General features: G+C 39.3%; 19 protein-coding genes. 5 read left to right on the top strand and 14 right to left on the bottom strand.

Annotation, left to right across the window (positions count from 1 at the left end; translation table 11 throughout):
* Positions 1-35: 35 nt before the first annotated feature.
* From IGI46_RS08930 to IGI46_RS08895, 8 genes are all read right to left on the bottom strand, one after another.
* Positions 36-1,529, bottom strand: a complete 1,494-nt coding sequence (locus IGI46_RS08930) for a helix-turn-helix domain-containing protein (protein ID WP_429973260.1) — start codon at positions 1,527-1,529, stop codon at positions 36-38.
* 94 nt (positions 1,530-1,623) lie between these two features.
* Positions 1,624-1,860, bottom strand: coding sequence for a hypothetical protein (locus tag IGI46_RS08925; protein ID WP_429973259.1), 237 nt, complete (start codon positions 1,858-1,860; stop codon positions 1,624-1,626).
* Positions 1,861-2,077: 217 nt separating this feature from the next.
* Positions 2,078-2,230, bottom strand: coding sequence for a hypothetical protein (locus tag IGI46_RS08920; RefSeq protein ID WP_429973258.1), 153 nt, complete (start codon positions 2,228-2,230; stop codon positions 2,078-2,080).
* Between the two features lie 1,104 nt (positions 2,231-3,334).
* The gene (locus IGI46_RS08915) at positions 3,335-4,876 is read right to left on the bottom strand and encodes a hydantoinase/oxoprolinase N-terminal domain-containing protein (protein WP_429973257.1); all 1,542 of its coding nucleotides are present in this window, start codon (positions 4,874-4,876) and stop codon (positions 3,335-3,337) included.
* Positions 4,869-5,960 (bottom strand): DUF917 domain-containing protein, encoded by a 1,092-nt coding sequence (locus IGI46_RS08910; RefSeq protein WP_429962965.1) that lies wholly within the window; start codon positions 5,958-5,960, stop codon positions 4,869-4,871. Before IGI46_RS08910 ends, IGI46_RS08915 begins: the two co-directional genes overlap by 8 nt.
* 3 nt (positions 5,961-5,963) lie before the next feature.
* Complete coding sequence (locus IGI46_RS08905; RefSeq protein ID WP_429973256.1) at positions 5,964-7,256, bottom strand: cytosine permease; 1,293 nt, start codon at positions 7,254-7,256, stop codon at positions 5,964-5,966.
* A 131-nt stretch (positions 7,257-7,387) separates the two neighbouring features.
* Positions 7,388-8,881, bottom strand: coding sequence for a PucR family transcriptional regulator (locus IGI46_RS08900; protein WP_429973255.1), 1,494 nt, complete (start codon positions 8,879-8,881; stop codon positions 7,388-7,390).
* A 198-nt stretch (positions 8,882-9,079) separates the two neighbouring features.
* On the bottom strand, positions 9,080-9,337 hold the full coding sequence (locus IGI46_RS08895; RefSeq protein ID WP_429973254.1) for a hypothetical protein: 258 nt from the start codon (positions 9,335-9,337) through the stop codon (positions 9,080-9,082).
* 179 nt (positions 9,338-9,516) lie between these two features.
* Between IGI46_RS08895 and IGI46_RS08890 the strand changes: the two genes are divergently transcribed.
* The 3 genes from IGI46_RS08890 to IGI46_RS08880 all read left to right on the top strand — a co-directional run bounded on the left by IGI46_RS08890 (position 9,517) and on the right by IGI46_RS08880 (position 11,775).
* A complete protein-coding gene (locus IGI46_RS08890) occupies positions 9,517-9,930 on the top strand; it encodes a MarR family winged helix-turn-helix transcriptional regulator (protein ID WP_429973253.1) in 414 nt (137 codons plus the stop codon).
* The gene (locus IGI46_RS08885) at positions 9,930-10,802 is read left to right on the top strand and encodes an SDR family oxidoreductase (protein ID WP_429973252.1); all 873 of its coding nucleotides are present in this window, start codon (positions 9,930-9,932) and stop codon (positions 10,800-10,802) included. Before IGI46_RS08890 ends, IGI46_RS08885 begins: the two co-directional genes overlap by 1 nt.
* A gap of 205 nt (positions 10,803-11,007) precedes the next feature.
* Entirely contained in the window at positions 11,008-11,775 is a 768-nt protein-coding gene (locus tag IGI46_RS08880; protein WP_429962959.1) for an SDR family NAD(P)-dependent oxidoreductase, read from the top strand.
* 319 nt (positions 11,776-12,094) lie between these two features.
* On the opposite strand, the gene IGI46_RS08875 is transcribed toward IGI46_RS08880, so the two are convergent.
* The gene (locus IGI46_RS08875; protein ID WP_429973251.1) at positions 12,095-14,119 is read right to left on the bottom strand and encodes an FtsX-like permease family protein; all 2,025 of its coding nucleotides are present in this window, start codon (positions 14,117-14,119) and stop codon (positions 12,095-12,097) included.
* Positions 14,088-14,876 (bottom strand): ABC transporter ATP-binding protein, encoded by a 789-nt coding sequence (locus IGI46_RS08870; RefSeq protein ID WP_207703628.1) that lies wholly within the window; start codon positions 14,874-14,876, stop codon positions 14,088-14,090. Before IGI46_RS08870 ends, IGI46_RS08875 begins: the two co-directional genes overlap by 32 nt.
* Before the next feature lie 384 nt (positions 14,877-15,260).
* On the opposite strand from IGI46_RS08870, the gene nrdD reads away from it, so the two are divergent.
* Both nrdD and nrdG read left to right on the top strand, forming a co-directional pair.
* Entirely contained in the window at positions 15,261-17,453 is a 2,193-nt protein-coding gene (gene nrdD / locus IGI46_RS08865) for an anaerobic ribonucleoside-triphosphate reductase (RefSeq protein ID WP_207703629.1), read from the top strand.
* A gap of 93 nt (positions 17,454-17,546) precedes the next feature.
* Positions 17,547-18,149: an anaerobic ribonucleoside-triphosphate reductase activating protein gene (nrdG, locus tag IGI46_RS08860; RefSeq protein WP_429962957.1), complete on the top strand. Its 603-nt coding sequence runs from the start codon at positions 17,547-17,549 to the stop codon at positions 18,147-18,149.
* A 67-nt stretch (positions 18,150-18,216) separates the two neighbouring features.
* On the opposite strand, the gene IGI46_RS08855 is transcribed toward nrdG, so the two are convergent.
* The 4 genes from IGI46_RS08855 to IGI46_RS08840 all read right to left on the bottom strand — a co-directional run bounded on the left by IGI46_RS08855 (position 18,217) and on the right by IGI46_RS08840 (position 22,176).
* Positions 18,217-18,756: a DUF1697 domain-containing protein gene (locus tag IGI46_RS08855; protein ID WP_429962956.1), complete on the bottom strand. Its 540-nt coding sequence runs from the start codon at positions 18,754-18,756 to the stop codon at positions 18,217-18,219.
* 30 nt (positions 18,757-18,786) lie between these two features.
* Complete coding sequence (dinB, locus tag IGI46_RS08850; RefSeq protein ID WP_207703632.1) at positions 18,787-19,908, bottom strand: DNA polymerase IV; 1,122 nt, start codon at positions 19,906-19,908, stop codon at positions 18,787-18,789.
* Between the two features lie 421 nt (positions 19,909-20,329).
* Complete coding sequence (locus IGI46_RS08845) at positions 20,330-20,857, bottom strand: type II toxin-antitoxin system Phd/YefM family antitoxin (RefSeq protein WP_429973250.1); 528 nt, start codon at positions 20,855-20,857, stop codon at positions 20,330-20,332.
* A gap of 41 nt (positions 20,858-20,898) precedes the next feature.
* Positions 20,899-22,176, bottom strand: coding sequence for a DeoR family transcriptional regulator (locus IGI46_RS08840; RefSeq protein WP_429973249.1), 1,278 nt, complete (start codon positions 22,174-22,176; stop codon positions 20,899-20,901).
* Positions 22,177-22,243: the final 67 nt, after the last annotated feature.

The raw sequence follows: 22,243 nt of genomic DNA, 5'->3' as shown, positions 1-22,243 counted from the left end.
TAGCCATAGCTCCTTTTTTGTTACTAGGGCTTAGTTCATAACGCCTGGCGAAGAGTATTTTGATTATAACTATCTTGTAGTTTCGTTAACTCTGCTTCTAAAAATGAATAATCTCTTTCATTCAAGGGATAATTAATCGTACACACATGCTCGTGGGAATCATATAAAGAAGGCATAGTGGTAATTAAAATATCTTCTCCACCTGATTCTGACTCAACCACTAAAAGGTTGAACGAATGATCAAATTTCCTTTTTAAGTTAGCTTTTAGATTCTCACGTACTAAAAATGGAAACTCAGAATCGATTCCTATTATTATCCGTGGATCGTAGCTGTTTGGACTCTTGAAATAAGAGAAGATTGAGGCATATGTTTTAGATAAAAATACTTTTTCTTGAAGAATATCGGTTTGAAAATCTAAATTCCCAATAAAGTTTTTCAAATGGAAAATTAAATTTTCTGAAAAATATTTCACATTTTCAATGTTATGACCATTAATATCAAACTCAACTCCAGGAAATATTTTACAGTACAAATGTGCACAAAAACAGTAAGTAAAAAATACATCTTTTCTTTCTTCTGGAATTTCAAAGAATTGTTCTTGAAAGCTTTTCATGACCTCTTCAGTTAATCTGAATACATCTGTTTGCTTCTCTTTATGAAATAACAAAATTCTTTTTTTCATTGAATCAGATTTGAACATCCTGTATTGCAATTCTACCACTAACAGAATAAAGTAAAGCTCATTCTCGTTATATACTTGATAATTGTCAATCTCATGAATGATGAATGCATCTTTTTTCAAAACATCAATATTGACGTACTCACCCCAATTTTCGTGAGTCTCTATATATTTTTTTTTCTTGTTTCTCATCAAGCACACGGCATACATAAATAACATTTGCTTTCTATGTACTTTTGTCGCTTGAAATCCGATACCTTCAAAACAAATATCGACAGATCGTAAAATTTTCTCTTCAGATATATATGAAAAAGGCCACTTGTCATTTTTGTAAATAGTCCACAAGACTATGTATGTGAATATCCTAATATTCTTTTCTTCGCCGCTAAAGGACAAATCCAATCGGTTTATTGATAAATTGAATTTATTTAACAGCAATTCGAATTTATCTAAGGATTTCCTTATTGAATAGATACTTATATAATTTTCCTCAGAGTACTGTCTGCTCGGCTTTGTTTTAATTAAGCACATGTCGAGAAGTAATTTTATCGTTACATCAGAACTGATAATAAACGTTTTTAGATCATTTATCGTTCCTGGATCGCTCTCTATCCTCAATCCTTTGAATTTGCTATAAGTAAGTTCTACAGAATTTTTACTTGAAACATTGAATTCATTCACCACCTCTTCTAGGTAATGAATGTATCTTTGGATACTCCGCTCATTTAATGATAATTCATTAGATATTTTTTGAACTTCTAACCACTCATTCTCACATCTAGACAAATGTATTATCTGGTAGATCATCTGGTTTTTAGTTTCTAGTAAATTAAAAAGTTCGTTCTCCATTGTTACCCTCCAGAAAAAATAAATCGTTCTAATTTTTTAAAGTTGATTTACTACACCATGCTTCATATACTCTATCATTCACTTGCTAAAACTATTATTCGCATGTGTAACCATCCTTGACACTTCTATCCGCAGCTTTGCCTTTTATGCAGCAGCTGGTGAAAGCTAAACTTAACGTCTGGGTTGCTCCACAGAAATAGCTGTTTTCCAAGGTCAACTGATTATCAAATTTGTTGATGCAGACTACACCTTTTAAAGATAATAAGAGCGGATCATTGTATACAGCTCTGTGATACTCTTGAATAAAGAAAGGAAGAGCTTTTTTTCTCATACAAAATAGGCTTTATGGCGACTCTTATGCAGCTTCTTCTTCAAATTGACGATTAATTTTTACTATTATTGAATTTTTCTGTACTTTTGCTAAAGAAAATAGTGTTGGTGAAAGCAGTCGCCTTTCACCAACACTAGCCCTTATTCATGAATAATGGGTACTTCATTTTAAAGGGAATTTTTAATTCCTGTATGCGAAATATTTTTTGTTGTATCCTCTAATTTGCTGTTAAAATCATAAAGCCCTTCTTGGTCTGCAAACAAAGGTCTCTCTTATCTCGACCAATATCTCGTATAATCAGATCCATTTGACTTACTATCACTTGTTGCCGAGCCTGTTGGAATGAAATAGTATCGCTCACTAATTCCATGCTCTTTGCCTGAACATATTCAAGCTGCTAGGCTCTAACAATCTTTAAAAAAGTATAATTCCCATAAATGAAAAACACTCCAAAACCTGTTTCTCTGCCAATAAAATCAATTACTGCACCAGTCGAAAGTGTTTTACTCTATGTGACATTCAAATTATTTAGACCAATATAATTTCTTACATTGGTCGCATGGCCATCATATCTTGGATTATTGATCAAGACCAGATATATGCTCATACATGCTGAAACAATCATCAGCAAATGGTTCTAGAACGACTCCATTGGCTGTTTCATCAACGAAATCTGTTCCCTTATACTTTTATAGTTAATCGAGCGATATGATCTCGTCAAACTGCTTTTTATTTTCCTCTACTGACTTAAATATACTTAACACCTAGCTGAAACATTCTTCAACTAACATCATTTTTTTCTTTTTTTATGCCCTCTTTAGATGATCACCTACATTCCTTTAAAACTTATAAATCTCCAGTTAACTAATGTTCATTAATACACAGTTGAGTACCTTATTCCTACTCAACTAACTGCATACTTACTATCCCAGCTTTCCCATTGACAATCGATCCGTGCATTGCTTGGTAATGAATTAATCACACGTGATAAATAAACTTAGAGTCATCTGAAATCATCGAACTATCCAATTCCTTCATTCTTCCCCAAAAAGAAATCTGGATCTCAGATTTAACTGTTCACATTGGTACACCTAAGAAACCTCTCTCACCACTACTTTTTTATTTACAGTCAATCTTACATTATAATTCATATCTCCCTTTGCAAATTATGTCGTTTAAAAAGACAAAAGTGACATTCTCACCTACAAATTAACTTTGTAAACGGTTCATTGGTAGGGCACCGAGAGCTTTTCTATAAAATGAGCAGTAAGTAACCTTTACTATGTATAAATTTACGATCCGTATTATGTAAAAATCGTCCATTTAAGTCATTATACTTGTGTACACTACATTTATTCAGCAGCAAATTCAATTCAAAAAAACACTGACAAAGGTCTCTAAAAACCTTGTCAGTGTTCTTTTCAATTCTTGCTACGATGGCATTACGTATGCTTTATCCACGTTTTTCTATTCATTAAAGTGCCAGTTTTCCAGCAACCTTAGCCTTGATATTTACTGCTTGCTTCGGCAGGTATGCCAATGGAATGACTTCAATAGAGATGGTTGTTAAATCTTCTTGCTTCGCACCAGACTCAATTGCTGCAGCTTCAGCTGTTTGAAGTGCTTTAGCTACCACAGCCTCTTGAGTAGTTCCTTCCAACGAATAAACGGAATTCACTTCACCAGAAACCTCACCTAAAGCAGCCCCGATAGCATTGGCTGCATCATAGTTTTCTGGAATGATAACTTCTGATACACCACTCATTTTCTTGGGCAGAATAATGCTGCCGCCACCTACTAGAATAACTGGAACTTCTCCACTGTCGGTTTTCATTTGATCGATAGCATCTTCAACCAATTCCTTAATTTTTGCTTTGGCTCCGGCTACTAATTCTTCGTCTAGATTAGGTGCCTCAACACCAGCTATTTCGTGATTCTGGCGATTAGCTATTGCGATGTCAGTAGCGCAAAGAATATTCCCACCAAAAGTTAAGCTTTCTTCCAAAATACGGTAACCTAAGCTTTCCGGTCCTACCTTAATTTCATCTTCCTGAGTGACCAATGTGCCGCCACCAAGACCAATTGATAAAACATCCGGCATTCTAAAATTGGTTCGTATTCCGCCAATCACTGTTGCCAAGGAGGATTCACGAGGGAAGCCCTTCTTCAAAACACCAATATCCGTAGTTGTGCCACCAACGTCGACCACCAATGCATCCTTCAAGCCGCTTAGATGAGCTGCTCCCCGGATCGAATTAGTGGGACCGCAGCCGATAGTTAGCACAGGGTAACTTAAAGCCTTCGTTAGATTCATCAAGGTACCATCATTTTGACAAATATATACATCAGCAGAAATTTGGTTTTTTGTTAATGCACGTTGTAAACCATGAACCATTTCAACAATGGTTTTGGTTAATGCAGCATTTAGGATACTTGCATTTTCTCGTTCCAGTAAACCTACTGATCCAATCTCACCGGAAAGAGTCACTGGTACATCTAACTCTTCTGCAACTATTTCAGCGACTTCGCGTTCTTGCTGGTTATTCACTGGTGAAAAAACGCCAACTACAGCGACTGCCTCCACCTTGCCCTTTAGCTGCTGGCAGACCTGACGGATTTCCGCTTCATCGATCTCAGCAATCTTGTCGCCATTGTATTCATAGCCGCCGGATACAATAAAGGACTGGCAATCCATTTTTTCAGCTAAATCCTCAGGCCAGCCAACCATCGGTTCTACCGAAGTAGTGGCTGGTTTTGCTAAACGCAGGATTCCTACCTTGCTTAGCTCTTTGCGTTGAACAATCGCGTTCGTACAATGCGTTGTTCCTAGCATGACCACCTTAATCTTTTCAGCCGGTATGTTGGTTTCCTGCAAAACCTTTTGGATTGCTAAGTTGATGCCTTGACTCACATCTTCCATCGTCGGGCTCTTTATTTTGCCGATGCATTGCAGCTGCTCATCCAAAATTGCACAGTCTGTGTTGGTACCACCAACGTCGATTCCTAGTCTATACATGTGCGTCTTCCTCCACTAATTTCTCTACCGGTAGATAGTCAATGTCGTAACCGAAATATTTCGGTCCAGCTACTTCAATGCCGCGTTCCGTACGCCATTTTGGATCGCAAGGCAAGGCGATCATATGGATTCGAGCGCCATAGCGAAGGGTTTCTGTCGTAATTGGTCGGCCCGTTTCATGATCCAAAGCACAAATCAAGTCTGGAGTGGACGCAACTACTTTCCCATTTTTTCTCGCTAACAGCAGTTCATTTTGGAAAAGAATTTCTAACTCTTCACCTTTGTTTTGATTAATTCCTGATAAGGTTGTACGTCCGCGAGTAAACCCACCTGCCACATTCCGCTCAATGTGATTGATTTTCCCTTCAAATAGGGAATAGCCCTTCAGCTTGGTTAATAGCTTGGTTACTGGCGATGTCGAATCGGTCAAGCGGGACAACGTTTCACCGATTTCTTTGGCTAAGCTCAACGTACCTCGGATACCGCATTCCTTTACAACTTTTCCTGGAAATACATTGTCCACCATATTGGCATTGCCGCCCATAACATCAGTGATCGAGCGCGCAATTTTTTCTGACCATTCGCCATCTTTCGGATAATAAATAACCCGATTTCCCTGACTGTCAGCCATGGCCACCACCTCAGGCTGATAGCCCTTTAAGAAGAAGGTAACCATTTGAGATTCTGGAAAAGCCCTTCCCATGGCGTCAGCATCAACAATCGGCAAGCCCATTTTTGCTGCACAAGCAATTGGAATCAAGGAATTTCCACCACCAATCTCAATAGGCATAATGGCTTGTGTTCTTTCACTAAAAAAGTCTTTTAAAGCCTCTACAGGAGCAAAAATTTCTTCTTCTGCAGCAATTTTTTCATTAGAGACTGAGGGTGCACCGATTGAACCGACTGGCATAACCATCGCTTCATCGTCTAATTCGTCAACACTCAGAACCTTTACTGGTCCATATTTTTGTAATGCCTGAAGTGCCATTAGTTTGCCCACGAAGGGATCTCCGCCTCCGCCAGTTCCTAACAGTGTAGCACCTGTAGCAATATCGTTTAAATCATCTACTGTAATCCATTCCATAGTCTAGTTCCGTCCTTTGGTTAATTTGGTTAGTACGAAGTAACAGATTCCCGCAGCAATAATACCATCCAAGGCAGAAATGTTCGTAATAGTAAACAAGCCGAAGCCTGCAGGTGGTGCACTAGTCATGAAAGCCACGATGCTGCCGATAATCCAAGAGATAATAGCAATTGGATAATAAGGCTCCAGCTTGCTTTCATAAGCAAAATCGTATTTTTCTTTATAGAAAACATAATCAATCATGTAAATACCGGCAATTGGTGAAACCAAAACCGTTATAATAGAAAGAAAAGTTTCAAATTTTCCGTAAATACCCAGCATTGCCATTAAAATACCTAATGTACCGCTGATTACGGTGATTACCTTAGGATTTACATGACGGAAAACAATCGAGAAGTCTAAGGAAGCAGAATATAGATTATTCGTATTGGTAGTCCATTGTGCCAAAGTCAGTACTAAGATCGACGGAATTCCTAGTCCTAATGCAAAGAAGACAGCGGTCAAATCACCGGTATCCATTACCTTCACCAAAATCAATGAAACGATAATCATGAAGCTGTTCCCAATAGTAAAACCAACAAAACCAGCAATCATCGCTTGCTTGGGATTTTGTGCCCAACGCGCTACGTCCGGTGCCATCACTACCCCAACCATATAAACCCCAATAACCAATGAAACAGCCAAACCAAAGGAAATTGGTGTACCTTGAGGTGCTGTCGCTAAGCCGGAAGTTCCATTGCTGCTAATTGACATGATGGTTGCCACAATAATCAAGATCGCTAATAAAGGAACGGAATAAGTACATAATTTCTCGATTGCTTGATAGCCCCAAAAAGCGGACAGCATCATCAATCCACCACCAATTAATGAGAGCAGCCAAAGAGGCAAAGAAGTTCCTGTAAGCTGATTAATCGCTCCACGAATATTTTCCGCAAAGAACCCAATCTGTACACCGAACCAGCCTAAAGAGGAAATCCCCATGATCAGTCCCATTAGTGCTGCACCCTTTTTACCAAAAGCTACCCGCGAAATCATTCCCGTTGATAAGCCTGCTTTAGCACCAATATAGGTCGCACCAATTGCTAGTACACCTAAGACAACTGAACCAATCATTATTGCGGCAATCGCTGTCCAAAATTCCATTCCGTTTGCTAAAGTAATCCCCATAAACATGCCGGATAGATCAATCCCGATTGCGATCCACACCATGCTGATGGAAAGCCAACGTTTCCGCTCACTTTCTGGTACCCGCTCTCTTTCGTAATTTCCCGTACTCGTTTCCACAACTTCTTCCATCTATTCCCCTCATTTCTGAATTTTCTGATAAATAAATATTTTTAACATTATAGCGAAGGTGATGATTGATCGCTATGTTTTAGAAACTAAAAACAAAACAAGCCTTTGTCTATTTTGACAAAGGCATTCGTTTACCAACGATATTTGCGGTAATAAATCAAACTTTTTACCAATAGATAACGAGAAGATGTGTGTGCAAATGAAATTCCTAATTGTTCTTGGGCTTTTTTCAATCGATACTTTATCGTATTATTATGCAGGAATAACGCATCAGCAGTATTGTTTATACTTTCATCGAAATCTAGAAAATAAGCGGCTAAAGTATCAATCATTTCTTTATCTTTTAAAACTTGAGAAAGGCTAATCGGTACAAAGTCGGTGGTTACATCCACCACCAAACTTAAATCTTCAGGAATAAATAGCGGCTTATTAGGAAATACCCGCAATAAATCCTGCAGATTTCTTTCAATTAATTGCATTTGCTGCTGAACGGTTGCTAGGGATGAAATCTGCTTTATCTGGAACAGAAACTCAGAGGAAGTTTTCCGCTTTAGACGTTCACCTTTAGTTGTATCCACTGTATTTCCGATCAGCCATTCGAACTTATTATCTTGATAATAAAGATTGCGGGGATACTCCTTGACTAATTCCTTTAACCGTTCTTCTCCTTTTTCCTTGTAAAAACAATAAAAATCCATGGGGTGATTCACTATGATTCCTGCTTTTTTTGCTAAAAGATTGGCCATTGGGAGATCCCCAGTTTGACAGGCAAAGAAGAATTGCTGACTGGTATTTAGCAGCTGTTCTTCTCCGAAAAACTTCACCATCGTTTCAATCATTCGCTGCAAGCTGTTCAATTGCGAGTCTGACAAAGGTTCTTTACGGAAAGCCGCCAATGAATAAGGATGAGACAATGTGGGCAAATCCAACGAAACGCGTGTGTAGAAATAAACCGTCTGCTGCAATTCGATTACTGCATTCTTTTGTTTAGCAGCTGTCGATTGCTGCAGGTGATCTCTTAAGTGATGATCTAAACTTCTTGGCCAAGATTTCGAAACCAAAATATCTTGTTCCTCATTAAGCAGAAAAAGGCTGCACTTTAATTTATCCGATAAAATACTTAAGCCCGTTTCAATCTGATGCTGACCTTGAGGCAAGTTCCGGATCGTTTCAATTAAAATATCCTGCTGGGCCTCAAATTGGGACTCTTCACTGTTTACATAGCTTAATACTTCAGCAATCACTTCGCTGTAACGCAGCTCCATCCGTTTTTCTGGCATCACAATCAGAACCATATTCAGCTCTTCCATTTTATCAATCAACTGCTGTGATACTTCTGGCATGATAATACCAATATAGTAAAGAATAATTCCTAGTTGACTATGCTGATTTAAAATTGATACAATCTCTAATTGCTTCTCAATGCTATCAGCGATCTGCGCAAATGAGGTGATTACGAACTCATTGCCGGAATACTCCCCTTTGATAGGCATCTGGTTATAGGCTGTCGGCTCAGAAACTTCTAGAACGGAAATAGTTGTCACTAGTCGTTCCAATTGATCCGCACCGGCTAAAACCTTTGCTCCTTCCATGGATGGAATTTTCAGCATATCCTTTACATTCATTGGGAAGCTCCTTTCTTTCGTAGACAGTTCTGCTTATCCGTTTTAATTCTTTTCTTATGTTAAATTAAACCACAAACTAGTTAATTTCACTAATAAGGTCGCTTGAGAGAAACTTTGACTCGGGATTAAACCGATATACTGACAAAAAGCCACTGAGAGGATAGACATACATCGTCTCAGTGGCTTTCAATAGGAACACTATTTTAGAAATTTAACCGCCATTTTATAGTATTCTTTAGTCATGGTATATCGGTTTAAATGATTCGTGTATTTGTACAATTTATTTTTCTTGCTATCAAAGTGTTTAGTGGTAAATAATACCTCTGGTTCCCTCAGAAGTAATTGTAAAACAGCCTTTTGCTCCTTATAGCGCTGGGAGTCCTTCATGTCAGATAGACTTTTCAGTTCTAGTCTTTGCAGGTTCAGCTTTCTTAATCCTAAAATTATCTTCGACATTTTCTTTCCTCCCATCTGGCCTTATAGCTTAATGTTACAATGGTTTATTATCGGTTGCAATGGTTTTAACTAGTAATTGTAAAAGCATCCTTATGCGCAGGGATTGACATTCTAACCTCAATTAGTTAGTATGCTAATTAAATAAAGTTAGCACACTAACTAATAAAAGGAGCTTAATTATGGATTCTGGCTACTTATTAATGAATATATCTAAGCAATTAAAATATGACCTGAACCAGACACTGATCAAAAATGGCGTAACGGTACAGCAATGGGCAGTTATTCAGCAAATTCATCAGAGAAAAGAGTCTACAGTTGCTGAATTGTCCTTTCGACTGGGTATGGATAAGCCGACCGTTTCAGGTATTGTGAAGAGACTTGAGAATAAACAGCTGCTAAAAAAACGGCCAAATCCTTCAGACCAACGTTCTTCACTATTGCTGTTAACTGAATCAGGAGAAGCTATTTTGAAGAAATGCCAGAAAATCAGTGAACAAATTCTTGAAAATAGTCTCTCCATTTTGTCCTATGATGAACAGCAAACCCTGAATTCTTTACTCACTAAAGTCAACCAAGAGAAGAGGAAACTTTAATGGATCATATCCTGATCATTGGTGGAACTGGTAATATTGGTTTTCCTTTAATAGAATGTCTAGCTAAAAATACGGATGTTAGCATGACTGTTGGTGTCCGTGAGGTGAAAAAGTCTCAAGAAAGATTCAAAGATGCAGAGAACCTATCGCTTGTTTCCTTTGATTTTCTAGATCCAGCTACCTTTCCTGGAGCCTTTTCTGGTGTAAATAAGATTTTTTTCATTCGACCACCGCAACTTGCTAAACCAAAGGAAGACATGGCTCCCTTTTTGCGTTATGCTCAGCAGCAAAGTATTCAACAAATTGTGTTTGTTTCCTTAATAGGTGTGGAGAAAAATCCAGTTACCCCTCACCATCAAATTGAAAAAATGATTCGTGAACTGAAAATCCCTCACACTTTTATTCGGCCAAGTTTTTTTATGCAGAATCTGAATACGACGCACCTGGAGGATATTCAGTATAATCACGACTTGTTTATTCCTGCTGGTCATGCAAAAACAAGCTTCATCGACACTAGGGATATAGGTGAAGCCGCAGCGATTTGTTTAACTGATCCTCAATATTTGAATCAGGAACTGGAAATTACAGGTCCAGAGGCTTTAACCTACCTGGAGATTGCCAGCGAAATGAGTCGGATTTTGGGAACAACGATTACTTACAGCAAACCTAGCTTGTTCAAGTTTCGACGCACGATGCTTAAACGAGGCCTGCCGAAAGAATTTGTCAATGTTATGGTGATGTTGTATTTGATTACCCAATTAGGCAATGCTAAAAAAGTAACAAATACTTTAGAAAAAATATTGCTGCATCCCCCTCGAACTATTGAAGATTATATCAATGATTACAAGGATTGCTTTACAGCTAAAGAATAGAAATAGACTGGAGCAGTTCTAATGAGGACTGCTTTTTCATTTGTATCCTTTTTTTATTAAAGGCTTAGCAAAAATAATTGTATTTTTCTTCACAAGGTGTATTGACAACCCTAGTAACACTCAGGTACTCTTTTTATAAGGTCAACAAATTGTTGATTTGACAAAAATGAAAGCAGTTACTAAAAAACAGATCGGGGATGGGTAAATGTTTGATTTAACAGGAAAAGTTGCTGTAGTTACTGGCGCGAGTAGTGGATTAGGTCGCGATGCAGCGATTGCTTACGCTGAAGCTGGCGCTGATGTGGTCTTATTGGCCAGAAGACTGGAGCGTTTGGAAGAGGTTGCAACAGAAATCAAAGAAATGGGCCGCGATGTTTTACCAATCAAGATGGACGTTACCGATGAAGAAAATGTAAAAGAAGGCATTCAAAAAGCCTTTGACCATTTTGGTCATTTAGATATCCTGTTGAACAATGCCGGAATTGCGGTTGGCGGCGGCGTACATCAGTTATCTGTTGAAGATTTTGACAAATCAATGGATGTTAACGTTAAAGGTATTTTCTTAGTGAGTAAATACGTAGTTCCTCACATGATGGACAACAAATATGGCCGAATCGTCAACGTTGCTTCAGTCAATGCGATTATGGCTGACAAAGCGGATGTTTTCATTCGTCATTCTTACAACGCCAGCAAATCGGCTGTTTTAGGTCTTACATTAGGAATGGCAGCTTCGTATGGTAAATACAACATCACTGTTAATGCGATTGGACCGGGGCTATTCGAATCAGAAATGACCGAAGATACATTATTCAAATCAGATGACTTCCTTAACCTGTATAATGGGACAAATCCAATGTGCCGTCCAGGTAAACAAGGCGAATTGAACGGAACCATTCTGTACTTCTCGAGTGACGGCTCAAGCTATACAACAGGCCAATTCATTGTTGTTGACGGTGGAGGCACAATTGTTTAATTAACCAACTAAATAAATGAAACGCTGACCGATCGGGTTGGCGTTTTTTTGTAGCTTGGAGCTTGAGATATGCAGTATTAAGGTCAGATAATTATTTTCGCTACTCATTAAACAGGCATATGTTGATTTCCGTTCTTTAGACCTACTTAGCACGATTGACGGTTCACCTAACTAAGAAATAATCGCCTTTTTAATGCGTAGCTCATCCTTTAATCTCACGTTGCTCCCCTCTTTTTCATTACCTCAGTTTAACAATATTTCTTACTTTCACCAAAAAATCTTGCAGACTGAGAAACTTCAGCTTGCAAGATTTCGTGATTTACAACAATAGTTTTCTTTGGTAACGATAGGTTAAATAGAAGAAGATACTATAAACGATTAATAAAATACCAAAGAACAGGTATACAAACCAGTAGTCAGCACTTTCAACAACTTGGGAAAAGACATAGATAGCAAAGAAGCTGTGGATTAATCCTAAAAGTACTGGTGGAAAGAATAGCATTTGATTCTCCCGATAAATCAGTTGTTTCAAATCCTTTTGACCAATTCCTAAATAACTCAATAAACGGTAGCGTTCTTTTTGGTTACTAGTGTCGGAAAGCTGCCGCAGACTAACCGTACTAGCCGTAATGACAATAAAAATCATCACTACGAAGGTAAAGACAAACAAAGACAGGCCGGCACTGCTGCGACTGGTACGATAAGTCTCTTCATACGAAACATAATTTGCTCGATACGTAGCAAAGCGATTGGGATTGCTGCTGTGATCATCTCCTGAAATTAATTCCCCAGTTAGCTGTTTGTCCTTCCAGTTTAACTCATACGTAATCGGATCAATCCAGTCGTAATTGATTTTCTTTTCCACTAGCTGACTTAGCTTAGCTTCCTGATCATCTGGAACATTTACAGCCTCCAACTGATAAGTAATCCCATTTACTTTTTGGAATAACTCATCTGATACCACCAATAAATTTTGTCCATAGTGTAGTGAAGGATCTCCCATATAATTGGTTTCCAAGCGCCGTACCTCTAGCTTTTCGTCCATTAAATTAACCGTACGGCTGTAGTGCCAGTACTCCCTAAAAACAGGTTGGAATGGTGTCAGCATCACTGCGTCATTAGTATCTTTTAACTGAATATCTGCAAGCCGAAGACTCAGCTGTTGAAATTTCTGATAAGTTGATAAAGCAACTAGATCAATAACCTCTGGACGTTCCTCCACTCCTTCCCCAGTAACCATAAGCGGCTGGATACCGCCAACGGACTTAAACGTAAGTGTCTGCTGTTCAAAGGAGGGCATTTTTTCTTGAATTATAGGTGCTACTTGTTCAAAGCTTCCTCGATCCATCATCAAAGACACCGGCGCCACTTCGGTTACCCGATTCATCTGAATCGAAACAGTAGCCGCTGTTGCCCCTAGAAAGGTCAAAGCCAAGCCTAAGAAAATCGTGACTGTTCCCAAAAAGTTGCGCTCCCGGTACGAACGAAACAACCCTTCACTGCGAGAAAGCACCCGCAAATTGTGATAACTTTGGCTCGTCCTGCGAATATAGAACCAACGTAAGGTGTAATTGTAAAAAAGATATGTTCCTACCACACAAACAGCAAAAATGCCTAGCATGGTGTTGAGGTTCGCTCGCAGAAAACCGAATTGCTGAATGAACAAATTAACTACCTTTATATAGAAAACGGCAGCCGTCCATCCCGAAATTAAAAATAGTGCACCTAAAATGGCAAGCACTTTTTGCCCCACGTTCAGGTGAGAAATTCTACGTCGCGGCTTCTCCTCTTTTCGAAAAGACGATAGCCGGTAGCCTGATACCAGCCATAGAGTCTGCAGTGAAACCAAACCTAAAATAATTAATAGCACAAGACCCGTAGTACCTACTGCGTTGGCAGAAAAGAAAAATTTCACCTGTACTGACAAATCCATTGCTTTCAAAAGGACCATGCTGAACAATCGTGAAAATAGAATCCCAAGTAGAATCCCGCTGATAAATGACAGCAAGCCAATAAACAAGAATTCAAAAATAAACAGCAGACAGATTTGGTAGTATTTCAACCCGTATAAATGAAAAACCGCTACATCCTTTCGCCGATTTTCAATCAGAAAACGACTGGCACTCAGCATGAAAAAAATTAGAATTAACACAATCAGCAGACTGCCTAATGCCAGCATTGTTACAATATTATTTCCTGTAGCTGCTCCTCGCTGCGACAGCTGTTCATTATTCATAGTCGTAAAGGAATAATACACCATCACAGCAAACACCATACTGAAGAAAAACAACAAGTACCCTCTAGCCTGCTTTTTAAAACTCTTCCAGGCCAATTTGATCAGCATTGGTCTTCCCTCCTCCACCGATGGTTGCCTGCATATCGATTACTTTTTCAAAGAAGGCTTGTCTTGAGGAACGGCGAACAATCTCAGAAAAGAATTTGCCGTCCTTAATGAACAACACCCGGTTGCAATAGCTGGCAGTATACGGATCATGGGTTACCATCAGGATCGTCGTATCCTCATGCAGGTTAATCTCTGCTAAATAATGGAGAAAGTCCGCTGATGATTTCGAATCCAGCGATCCGGTGGGTTCATCCGCAAAAAGAATCTTCGGCTGGGTAATTAAAGCTCTCGCAGCAGCAGTCCGTTGTCTTTGTCCCACTGAAATTTCTTCCGGATAGCGATCCAAAATGCCTGTAATATCTAGTATGCTGGCATAATGCTTCAAACGTTGCTGCATCTGTTCATAGGTCATTTTGCTTACCGTTAAGGGTAGCAGAATGTTGTCTTCCACACTTAGACTGTCGATCAAATTAAACTCTTGGAAAATAAAGCCTAAATTCTCTCGTCGAAAATCAGTCAGCTGGCTGTCCCGCATCTGAGTAATGTTCTGGCCATCGATACGGACAGTTCCCATAGTGGGTAGTAATATAGTAGATAAAATATTCATCAATGTCGTCTTGCCGGCTCCGCTGGGTCCCATGATCCCAACGAACTCTCCTTCTTCAATTGAGAAGTTCAAATCGTTTAGCACACTGACTTTATTGCTGCGATTTCCGTAGCTTTTACTCAGATGTTGAACGTCAATCATTTTCTTCATATTATTTTGCACTCCGACAAAGCGCGTCAGCTCGTGCTTCCCACTTCCTTTAAAGAAATATTTGTGTGATTCCTCATAAATTCTAATGTTTTCTTAGTTAGTTTTATGGTATCATATCTAAGGCGAAATAAGGTGACGAACGTCTAGTGATCGTCTGACAAATTTGTCATGTGAAGGATTTTTTTTTGCGTTATTTTTCACAAAAGCAAAGACAATTAAATATGATGACCCGTAGTTTTCATTGAACTTTTCAATCACAAAGCACACTATATATAGTGTGCTTTTTCGTTTTTTAACCAAAATACCCACTATATATCGTTGCATCTTAGCGCAAAATGCTATATGATTAACTAGTCGAATTTAAGAAGAAACGGAGTGGTTGATATGATGGAAATCCGAACCAATGACACTGCAATCAACGATTTTCAACCTACTCTCAAAAGTATGAGAGTCATCAAACGAGACGGTCGTCACGTGGCCTTCGATGATAAAAAAATCTATGATGCATTGATTAAGGCAGAAACAAAAATTCACGGAACAATTGATCCTATGGCACATGAACGTATCCAGTCAATTGTCGAACGGGTAGATGCTGAGCTTGCTCAACGATTTACAGATAATGTAAAAATCTACGAAATCCAAAACATTGTGGAGCACATTTTATTAGAAGGTAATGAGTATGAATTAGCTGAGGAATACATACATTATCGTACCCAACGAGATTTTTCTCGCAGTAAAGCAACAGATATCAACTTCACAATTGGTAAATTAATCAATAAGGATCAATCAGTCGTTAACGAAAATGCTAACAAGGACAGCGATGTCTTCAATACTCAGCGTGACTTAACTGCCGGAATCGTTGGTAAGTCTATCGGCTTGAAGATGTTACCACCACACGTAGCGAATGCACACCAAAAAGGTGACATTCATTATCATGATTTAGATTACCATCCATACACGCCAATGACCAACTGCTGTTTGATTGACTTCAAGGGCATGTTGAATAACGGATTCAAGATTGGAAATGCCGATGTTGAAAGTCCAAAATCTATCCAAACAGCCACTGCTCAAATTTCACAAATTATTGCAAACGTGGCTTCCAGCCAATACGGTGGTTGCTCGGCTGATCGAGTGGATGAGCTATTAGCACCATTTGCTCGCTTAAACTACGAAAAACACATGAAGGATGCCGAAGAATGGATCGACAATCCTGAACGCCGTGAAGAATTTGCTAAGCAAAAGACTCGTAAAGATATTTATGATGCAATGCAAAGCTTGGAGTATGAAATCAACACCTTATTTACTTCCAATGGGCAAACACCTTTTACTTCCTTAGGCTTTGGTTTGGGAACTGACTGGTTTGAACGGGAAATCCAAAAAGCGATCCTGCAAATCCGGATCAACGGCTTAGGCATTGAAAAGCGGACAGCGATTTTCCCTAAATTAATCTTCACTCTACGTCGTGGTGTGAACTTGGACGCAGCTGATCCGAACTATGATGTGAAGCAATTGGCACTGGAATGTGCAACGAAGCGTATGTATCCAGATATCTTGAACTATGATCGATTAGTTGAGTTGACTGGCAGCTTTAAAGTACCAATGGGCTGTCGTTCTTTCTTGCAGGGTTGGAAGGATGAAAACGGAGAAGAGATTAACGTTGGCCGTATGAACTTAGGTGTAGTTACCTTAAACCTGCCACGGATTGCTATGGAATCAGCAGGCGATCGCAACAAGTTCTGGAGCTTACTAGAAGAACGTCTGCAAATAGCTAAAGACGCCTTAGTATTTCGCGTTGACCGCTGTAAAGAAGCGACCCCAGCGAATGCACCGATTCTTTATCAATATGGCGCCTTCGGTAAACGGCTGAAACGTACAGATTCAGTGGACGAATTGTTCAAAAACAAACGGGCAACTGTTTCTCTAGGTTATATCGGTTTGTATGAAGTTGCAGCTTCTTTCTTTGGCGGCGACTGGGAAGGCAATCCTGAAGCAAAAGAATTCACATTGGCTATCTTAAAAGACTTGAAGCAGCATACAGATGCTTGGGGCAACGAATACGGCTACCACTTCAGCGTATACTCTACACCAAGTGAAAGCTTGACTGACCGCTTCTGTCATTTAGACTTAGAACGTTTCGGTATTGTTGAAAACATCACCGACAAGGAATACTATACGAATAGTTTCCATTATGATGTTCGCAAAAATCCAACGCCTTTTGAAAAGCTGGACTTTGAAAAGGATTATCCAAAATACTGCTCAGGCGGCTTCATTCACTATTGTGAATACCCTGTTCTGCAACAAAATCCAACTGCTTTGGAAGCCGTTTGGGATTACGGCTATGACCGAATTGGTTACCTGGGTACCAACACACCAATCGATCACTGCTACGAATGCGGCTTTGAAGGAGACTTTAAGCCAACCAAACGCGGCTTTGAATGTCCACAATGCGGCAACCATGATCCAAAATCATGTGATGTGGTAAAACGTACTTGTGGTTACCTAGGCAACCCACAACAACGCCCTATGGTTCACGGACGTCATAAAGAAATCTCATCACGTGTTAAACATATGAAATAGAAACGATTGATCAGTCAAACAATCAAACGTTGAAGGAAACCAAACAGGGATAGAACTTCTATCCCTGTTTCTTTAAAGAAATCAGGTGAAATTATGCGTAATCCACAACCTAAAGAATGGCTAGCGAATGAATTAAGCCAACAGTATATTGCCGATTACAAAGCCTTTAATTTTGTAGACGGTGAAGGGGTGCGCAACAGTTTGTATGTTAGCGGCTGTCCCTTTGCTTGCGAAGGCTGCTTTAATGTTGCTGCGCAAAACTTCCATTACGGCAAACCATACACAATGGAATTGGAAGATCAGATCATCAAAGATACCGCCCACAACTACGTTCAAGGAATTACTCTTCTAGGGGGCGAACCCTTCTTGAACACTCAGGTATGCTTGCAGCTGATTGATCGCATCCAGGCTGAGTTTGGCGACACAAAGGATATTTGGTCTTGGAGCGGTTATACCTTTGAGGAATTACTGTTGGATAGCGAAGATAAGCTGGAGATGCTAAGCAAAATTGATATCCTAGTGGATGGCCGCTTCGACATCAATAAGAAAAACCTTATGCTGCAATTTCGCGGAAGCGCCAATCAACGAATCATCGATGTGCAACAATCCTTAGCTAAAGGTGAAGTAGTCATTTGGGAACGCCTGCATGATTCGGAAAAGGCCTTTGAACAAATTAAAAAAAGTGAATTAATTTAGTTCCATAGATTCAAAATAAACAAACAACCAGATTTGAAGGCTGCTGCAGCTTCAAACCTGGTTGTTTTTATTTACTTAATTGCAATAATTTATTGGCCGTATTGGCATTTCTGATGGTCACATGATTGTTGACCGATGAGCTGGCAATCTTTGACCATCTGGATTTAGAAAATGTTTTCGCCGATGCTGACCAGAAAATGACTCGACCATGATGGGCAATTTTTTCATATTCTGGTTTAATTTCTCCTACTGCAGTAAAGACCTCCTCCACACTGATGGGTGGAATCAGGAAAATTGCATAATGGATGGATTCCTTATCATCATCCCACCAATTAGGCGCATGACTTAACGTCTCAGCTAATTCATCGGCTGAAACAATATTTACTGGGATTGTTAGCGCGAACTCTGCAGCAATAACTGCTTCACACTGCTCAATTAACTCGTTCTTGTCTTGGCATTCGCTGGAGAAAACAACATTACCGCTATTGATATAGGTGACTACCTCCGTAAATCCAAGTTCCTCAAAAGCTTGCCTTAAAAGAGGCATAGCTATTTTGTTTTTGCCTCCTATATTGATCCCACGCAAAAGTGCAATGTATTTTTTCACACGCTAGCCCCTTTTCTCTTTTATTTAGTGTTAGTAGGTTCGTTCTTCCCACAAAGGTAGTACGATATTTTCGTAAGACATGGGGTCTAAATTGGTTAGGGTTATTCCTAACAAGCGAATTCCCTTTTCAATACCACCGACCTCTTCCCAAATCAAACGGGCTTGAGAATACAACTCTTCTTTTTTCACTATGTAATAAGGTAAGGTTACGCGCTTAGTGACTGTTGTGTAGTCCGTGTAGCGAATCTTGACTACCACCGTCTTGCCATGTCGCTGAACCCGTCGTAAGGAACCTTCTACCTTCTCCGCCAGTTGACGCAGCTGCGATAGTACTTCATCCTCCGTAGTCAGAGAACGGCCATATGTGTGTTCTTTGCCGACTGATTTACGTTCTCGTGTCACAGATACTGGTGAATCATGAATTCCACGGACCTTCCGATACAAAGAGTAGCCCATTTTGCCAAATTCTTGAATCATAAACATTTCACTTTTTTCATATAAATCGCCACCAGTAAAAATACCTAAATCATTCATTTTTGGCACAGTTTTTTTTCCAACTCCATGAAACTTCTCAATTGGCAAACTTTTTAAAAAATCTACGGCTTCATTTGGTGAAATGACCGTCATGCCCCGCGGCTTTTGATAATCTGAAGCCAGCTTAGCTAAAAACTTGTTGTAGCTGACACCGGCCGAACAGGTTAAATGCAGTTCATCCCAAACATCCCGCTGAATCATACGAGCGATTCGAATCGCTGAAAGAATTCCCATTTTATTTGTAGTTACATCCAGGTAGGCTTCGTCTATTGAAACCGGCTCGATCACATCAGTATAACGACGAAAGATTTCCCGTACCTGTTTGGAAACCGCACTGTATTTTTCGTGATTCCCTGGTTTAAAAATCGCATGAGGGCAAAGCTCATAGGCCTTTTGAGCACTCATTGCAGAATGAATACCATACTTACGGGCCTTGTAATTCGCGGTCGTAACTACCCCCTTCCCTCCAGTATCTGAAGGGTGACGGGCAATCACTAACGGATGTTTAGCCAATTCAGGGTCGTCCCGCTCCTCTACCGAAGCGAAGAAGGCATCCATATCAATATGTATAATTTTTCTTGAGGTATCATTTTTTAATGGAAAGTATAGCTCAGCCATCCCAAATCACCTGCCTTTACACCCTTATTATAACCGAACGTGCGTTCAGAGACAAATAAGCTAATGTTTCTATTAAAGAAGTTTTTAATCAAGATTAGAAGAATATGTCGAGTATCAAATGTTTCTTACATAAGGTATAATTTCACTCTTTCCCCCTGCTTTATAGAGAATCTTACGAAAAGAGAAGTTGCTCGAGCAACTCCCTTTTGAAGTCAGCATTGTTAAAGACGAGGAGCACTTGGATTATTTTAATTTGCTGACAAATGGCTTCTCTATTTTTCCAATGTACTTAGTGAGTTCATAAGAAACTCTTCACTTCAAAAGGATTGCATCATTTTTAAGAGCCCTTTATCTTGTCTTTTTTCCAGTAAAAAAGCATTCAAAGGAATCGCTCCTTCAAATGCTACTGCTTTAAGACTATTTAACGTTCAATTAAGTTCACTTTGCGAATAAATACTTTGTCTGTTCCTCGAGGCAATTCTTCTAATTCAGCCACGATTTCAGCATAAATAATCTTATTGTTTTCACGACGTCTCAATTGGTAAATGATTTTGCCGGTTTCGGTTAATTCCCGCAGCATTTCTGTTACCCCGCCAAAGCCGGTTTTCTTAGTGATGAAGCCCATGGCAACCATTCTTTCATCAAGGTAACGAGCGGATACAACTGAACCCTTGGATACAGCTGAACGTAATGCATCTGCTAATTCCTCCAGCTCTTCTGGGACAGGTAATTCGTGTTCGACTGGTTGGTATTGTTTATCCCGCAAATCGGTTAACTCTTCCAATAATTCTTCGTATTGCTCTTGGGTCAGCATTACACCAGCAATTTTTTCGCGGTTGAAGATATACACGCCTGTTCCTTCTTTGCGTGCCTGCGCGAAGACGTCCATTGGTGATTTCTTTACTTCCGTGATGGAAGATGTGGGAACATCTAATTTCTTCAATTCCATGTTTTTCTTCCCTTCAGCCTGATTCATTCAATTATAGCATATTAGGGAATTGTAAAGACAGTGTCACCTTTTTTACTAGGAAAATAGCGCACAGCCAACTGAATAAGATCCCCAAAGGAAGGGTCTTCAATGTACACTGTTTCATTAGGTTTATCTTCATACGCTGGTGGACCTTCTATAATCAATAAATCATAGGTAATCGCCTGAGATCTGGCGGGGAAAAAAGCGATCGGATAGCTGAATTGAATCGCCTGATTCAATTTATCACACAGTTGTTTGCTCTCCTCAATGGAACCGCTTAATTGCAGACCTAAAGAAAAAATGGGCTGCCCAATCGATACTGGATAAATTCGTTTTAGGATTGAACATAATAACAGTGATACATCGAGAAATGTCCAATTATCGAAATAGAACCACGCCCTTTTAATTTGCTTACTCACTTCAATTAAGTGGTTTTGTATTCTAGGAGGTCGCTGACTGCCGCTAAAATAAGTAACCGGAATACCAATGTGCAGATCCAATAAGACATAGAAAAAACGAATCCGCAAAATCGTTGTAAATTCTACCGAAATATCCAAATAGTGCATCAGGCTTTGCGTAATTTTACAGGCATTCTGATACAAAAATGTTTCGCCACGCTGATGACTTTCGTAAAATCGCTGCTGCCGGAAAGGATTCAGCTTTTGGTATTCAAAATACAACAAACAGCTAAGCTCCTTAGAAGGTTGAATCGCTTTAACGAATGTATCAAAGGGCTCTGTTTCAACAATTAGCTGCTGCCATTTTTGATTTGCTAAGTGAGAGACAGTGGGAACAGATAGTTGCTCCCAATAATCAGGAAACGTCAAACCAATTGTTTCAGGATCAAATTCTTGTAAATATCGCAATTGCAGCTTGAAGAGTAACGCCTGTGGTGCTCTAAGTCGGTGTGTTTTATAGCTAATCGACATGGTGTAGGGCAATAGACTCTCGTTTAACTTTTGAATTTCCCATCGATTTGCTTCTAGTGGCCTTTGCCACAGGGCATCGCAGAAAAGATTGAACTGTTTGCTTTTTTTCAATAGATCTTTGTAGCATTCACTGAATTTTTGTGGATTATTCCAAACAGTATTTTTTTTGGTATGAATACTTAAGCGATAATTCTTTTGTAAATAAGCTAAATCGCGCCGTAACGTTTTCTCACTTATTTCAAGTTCAATAGTCAGTTCTTCCAATGTGTAGGTTCGTTTTCTTAATAAAGACAATAATTGCAGATAATGTTGCGTTTTTTTATCAGTAATATGGCTCCAAAACATCTTACCACCTCTATTAATAAACATAGCATATTTACAAACGCTTGATTATTGAACAATTTTAATTTTTTTAAACAAAAAAAATAAACGCCTG

The organism is Enterococcus sp. AZ163, assembly GCF_050498925.1.
GTDB lineage: Bacteria > Bacillota > Bacilli > Lactobacillales > Enterococcaceae > Enterococcus_A > Enterococcus_A ferrettii.
The sequence above is the reverse complement of the archived record's forward strand: the minus strand, read 5'-3'. Positions and strand labels throughout refer to the sequence as shown.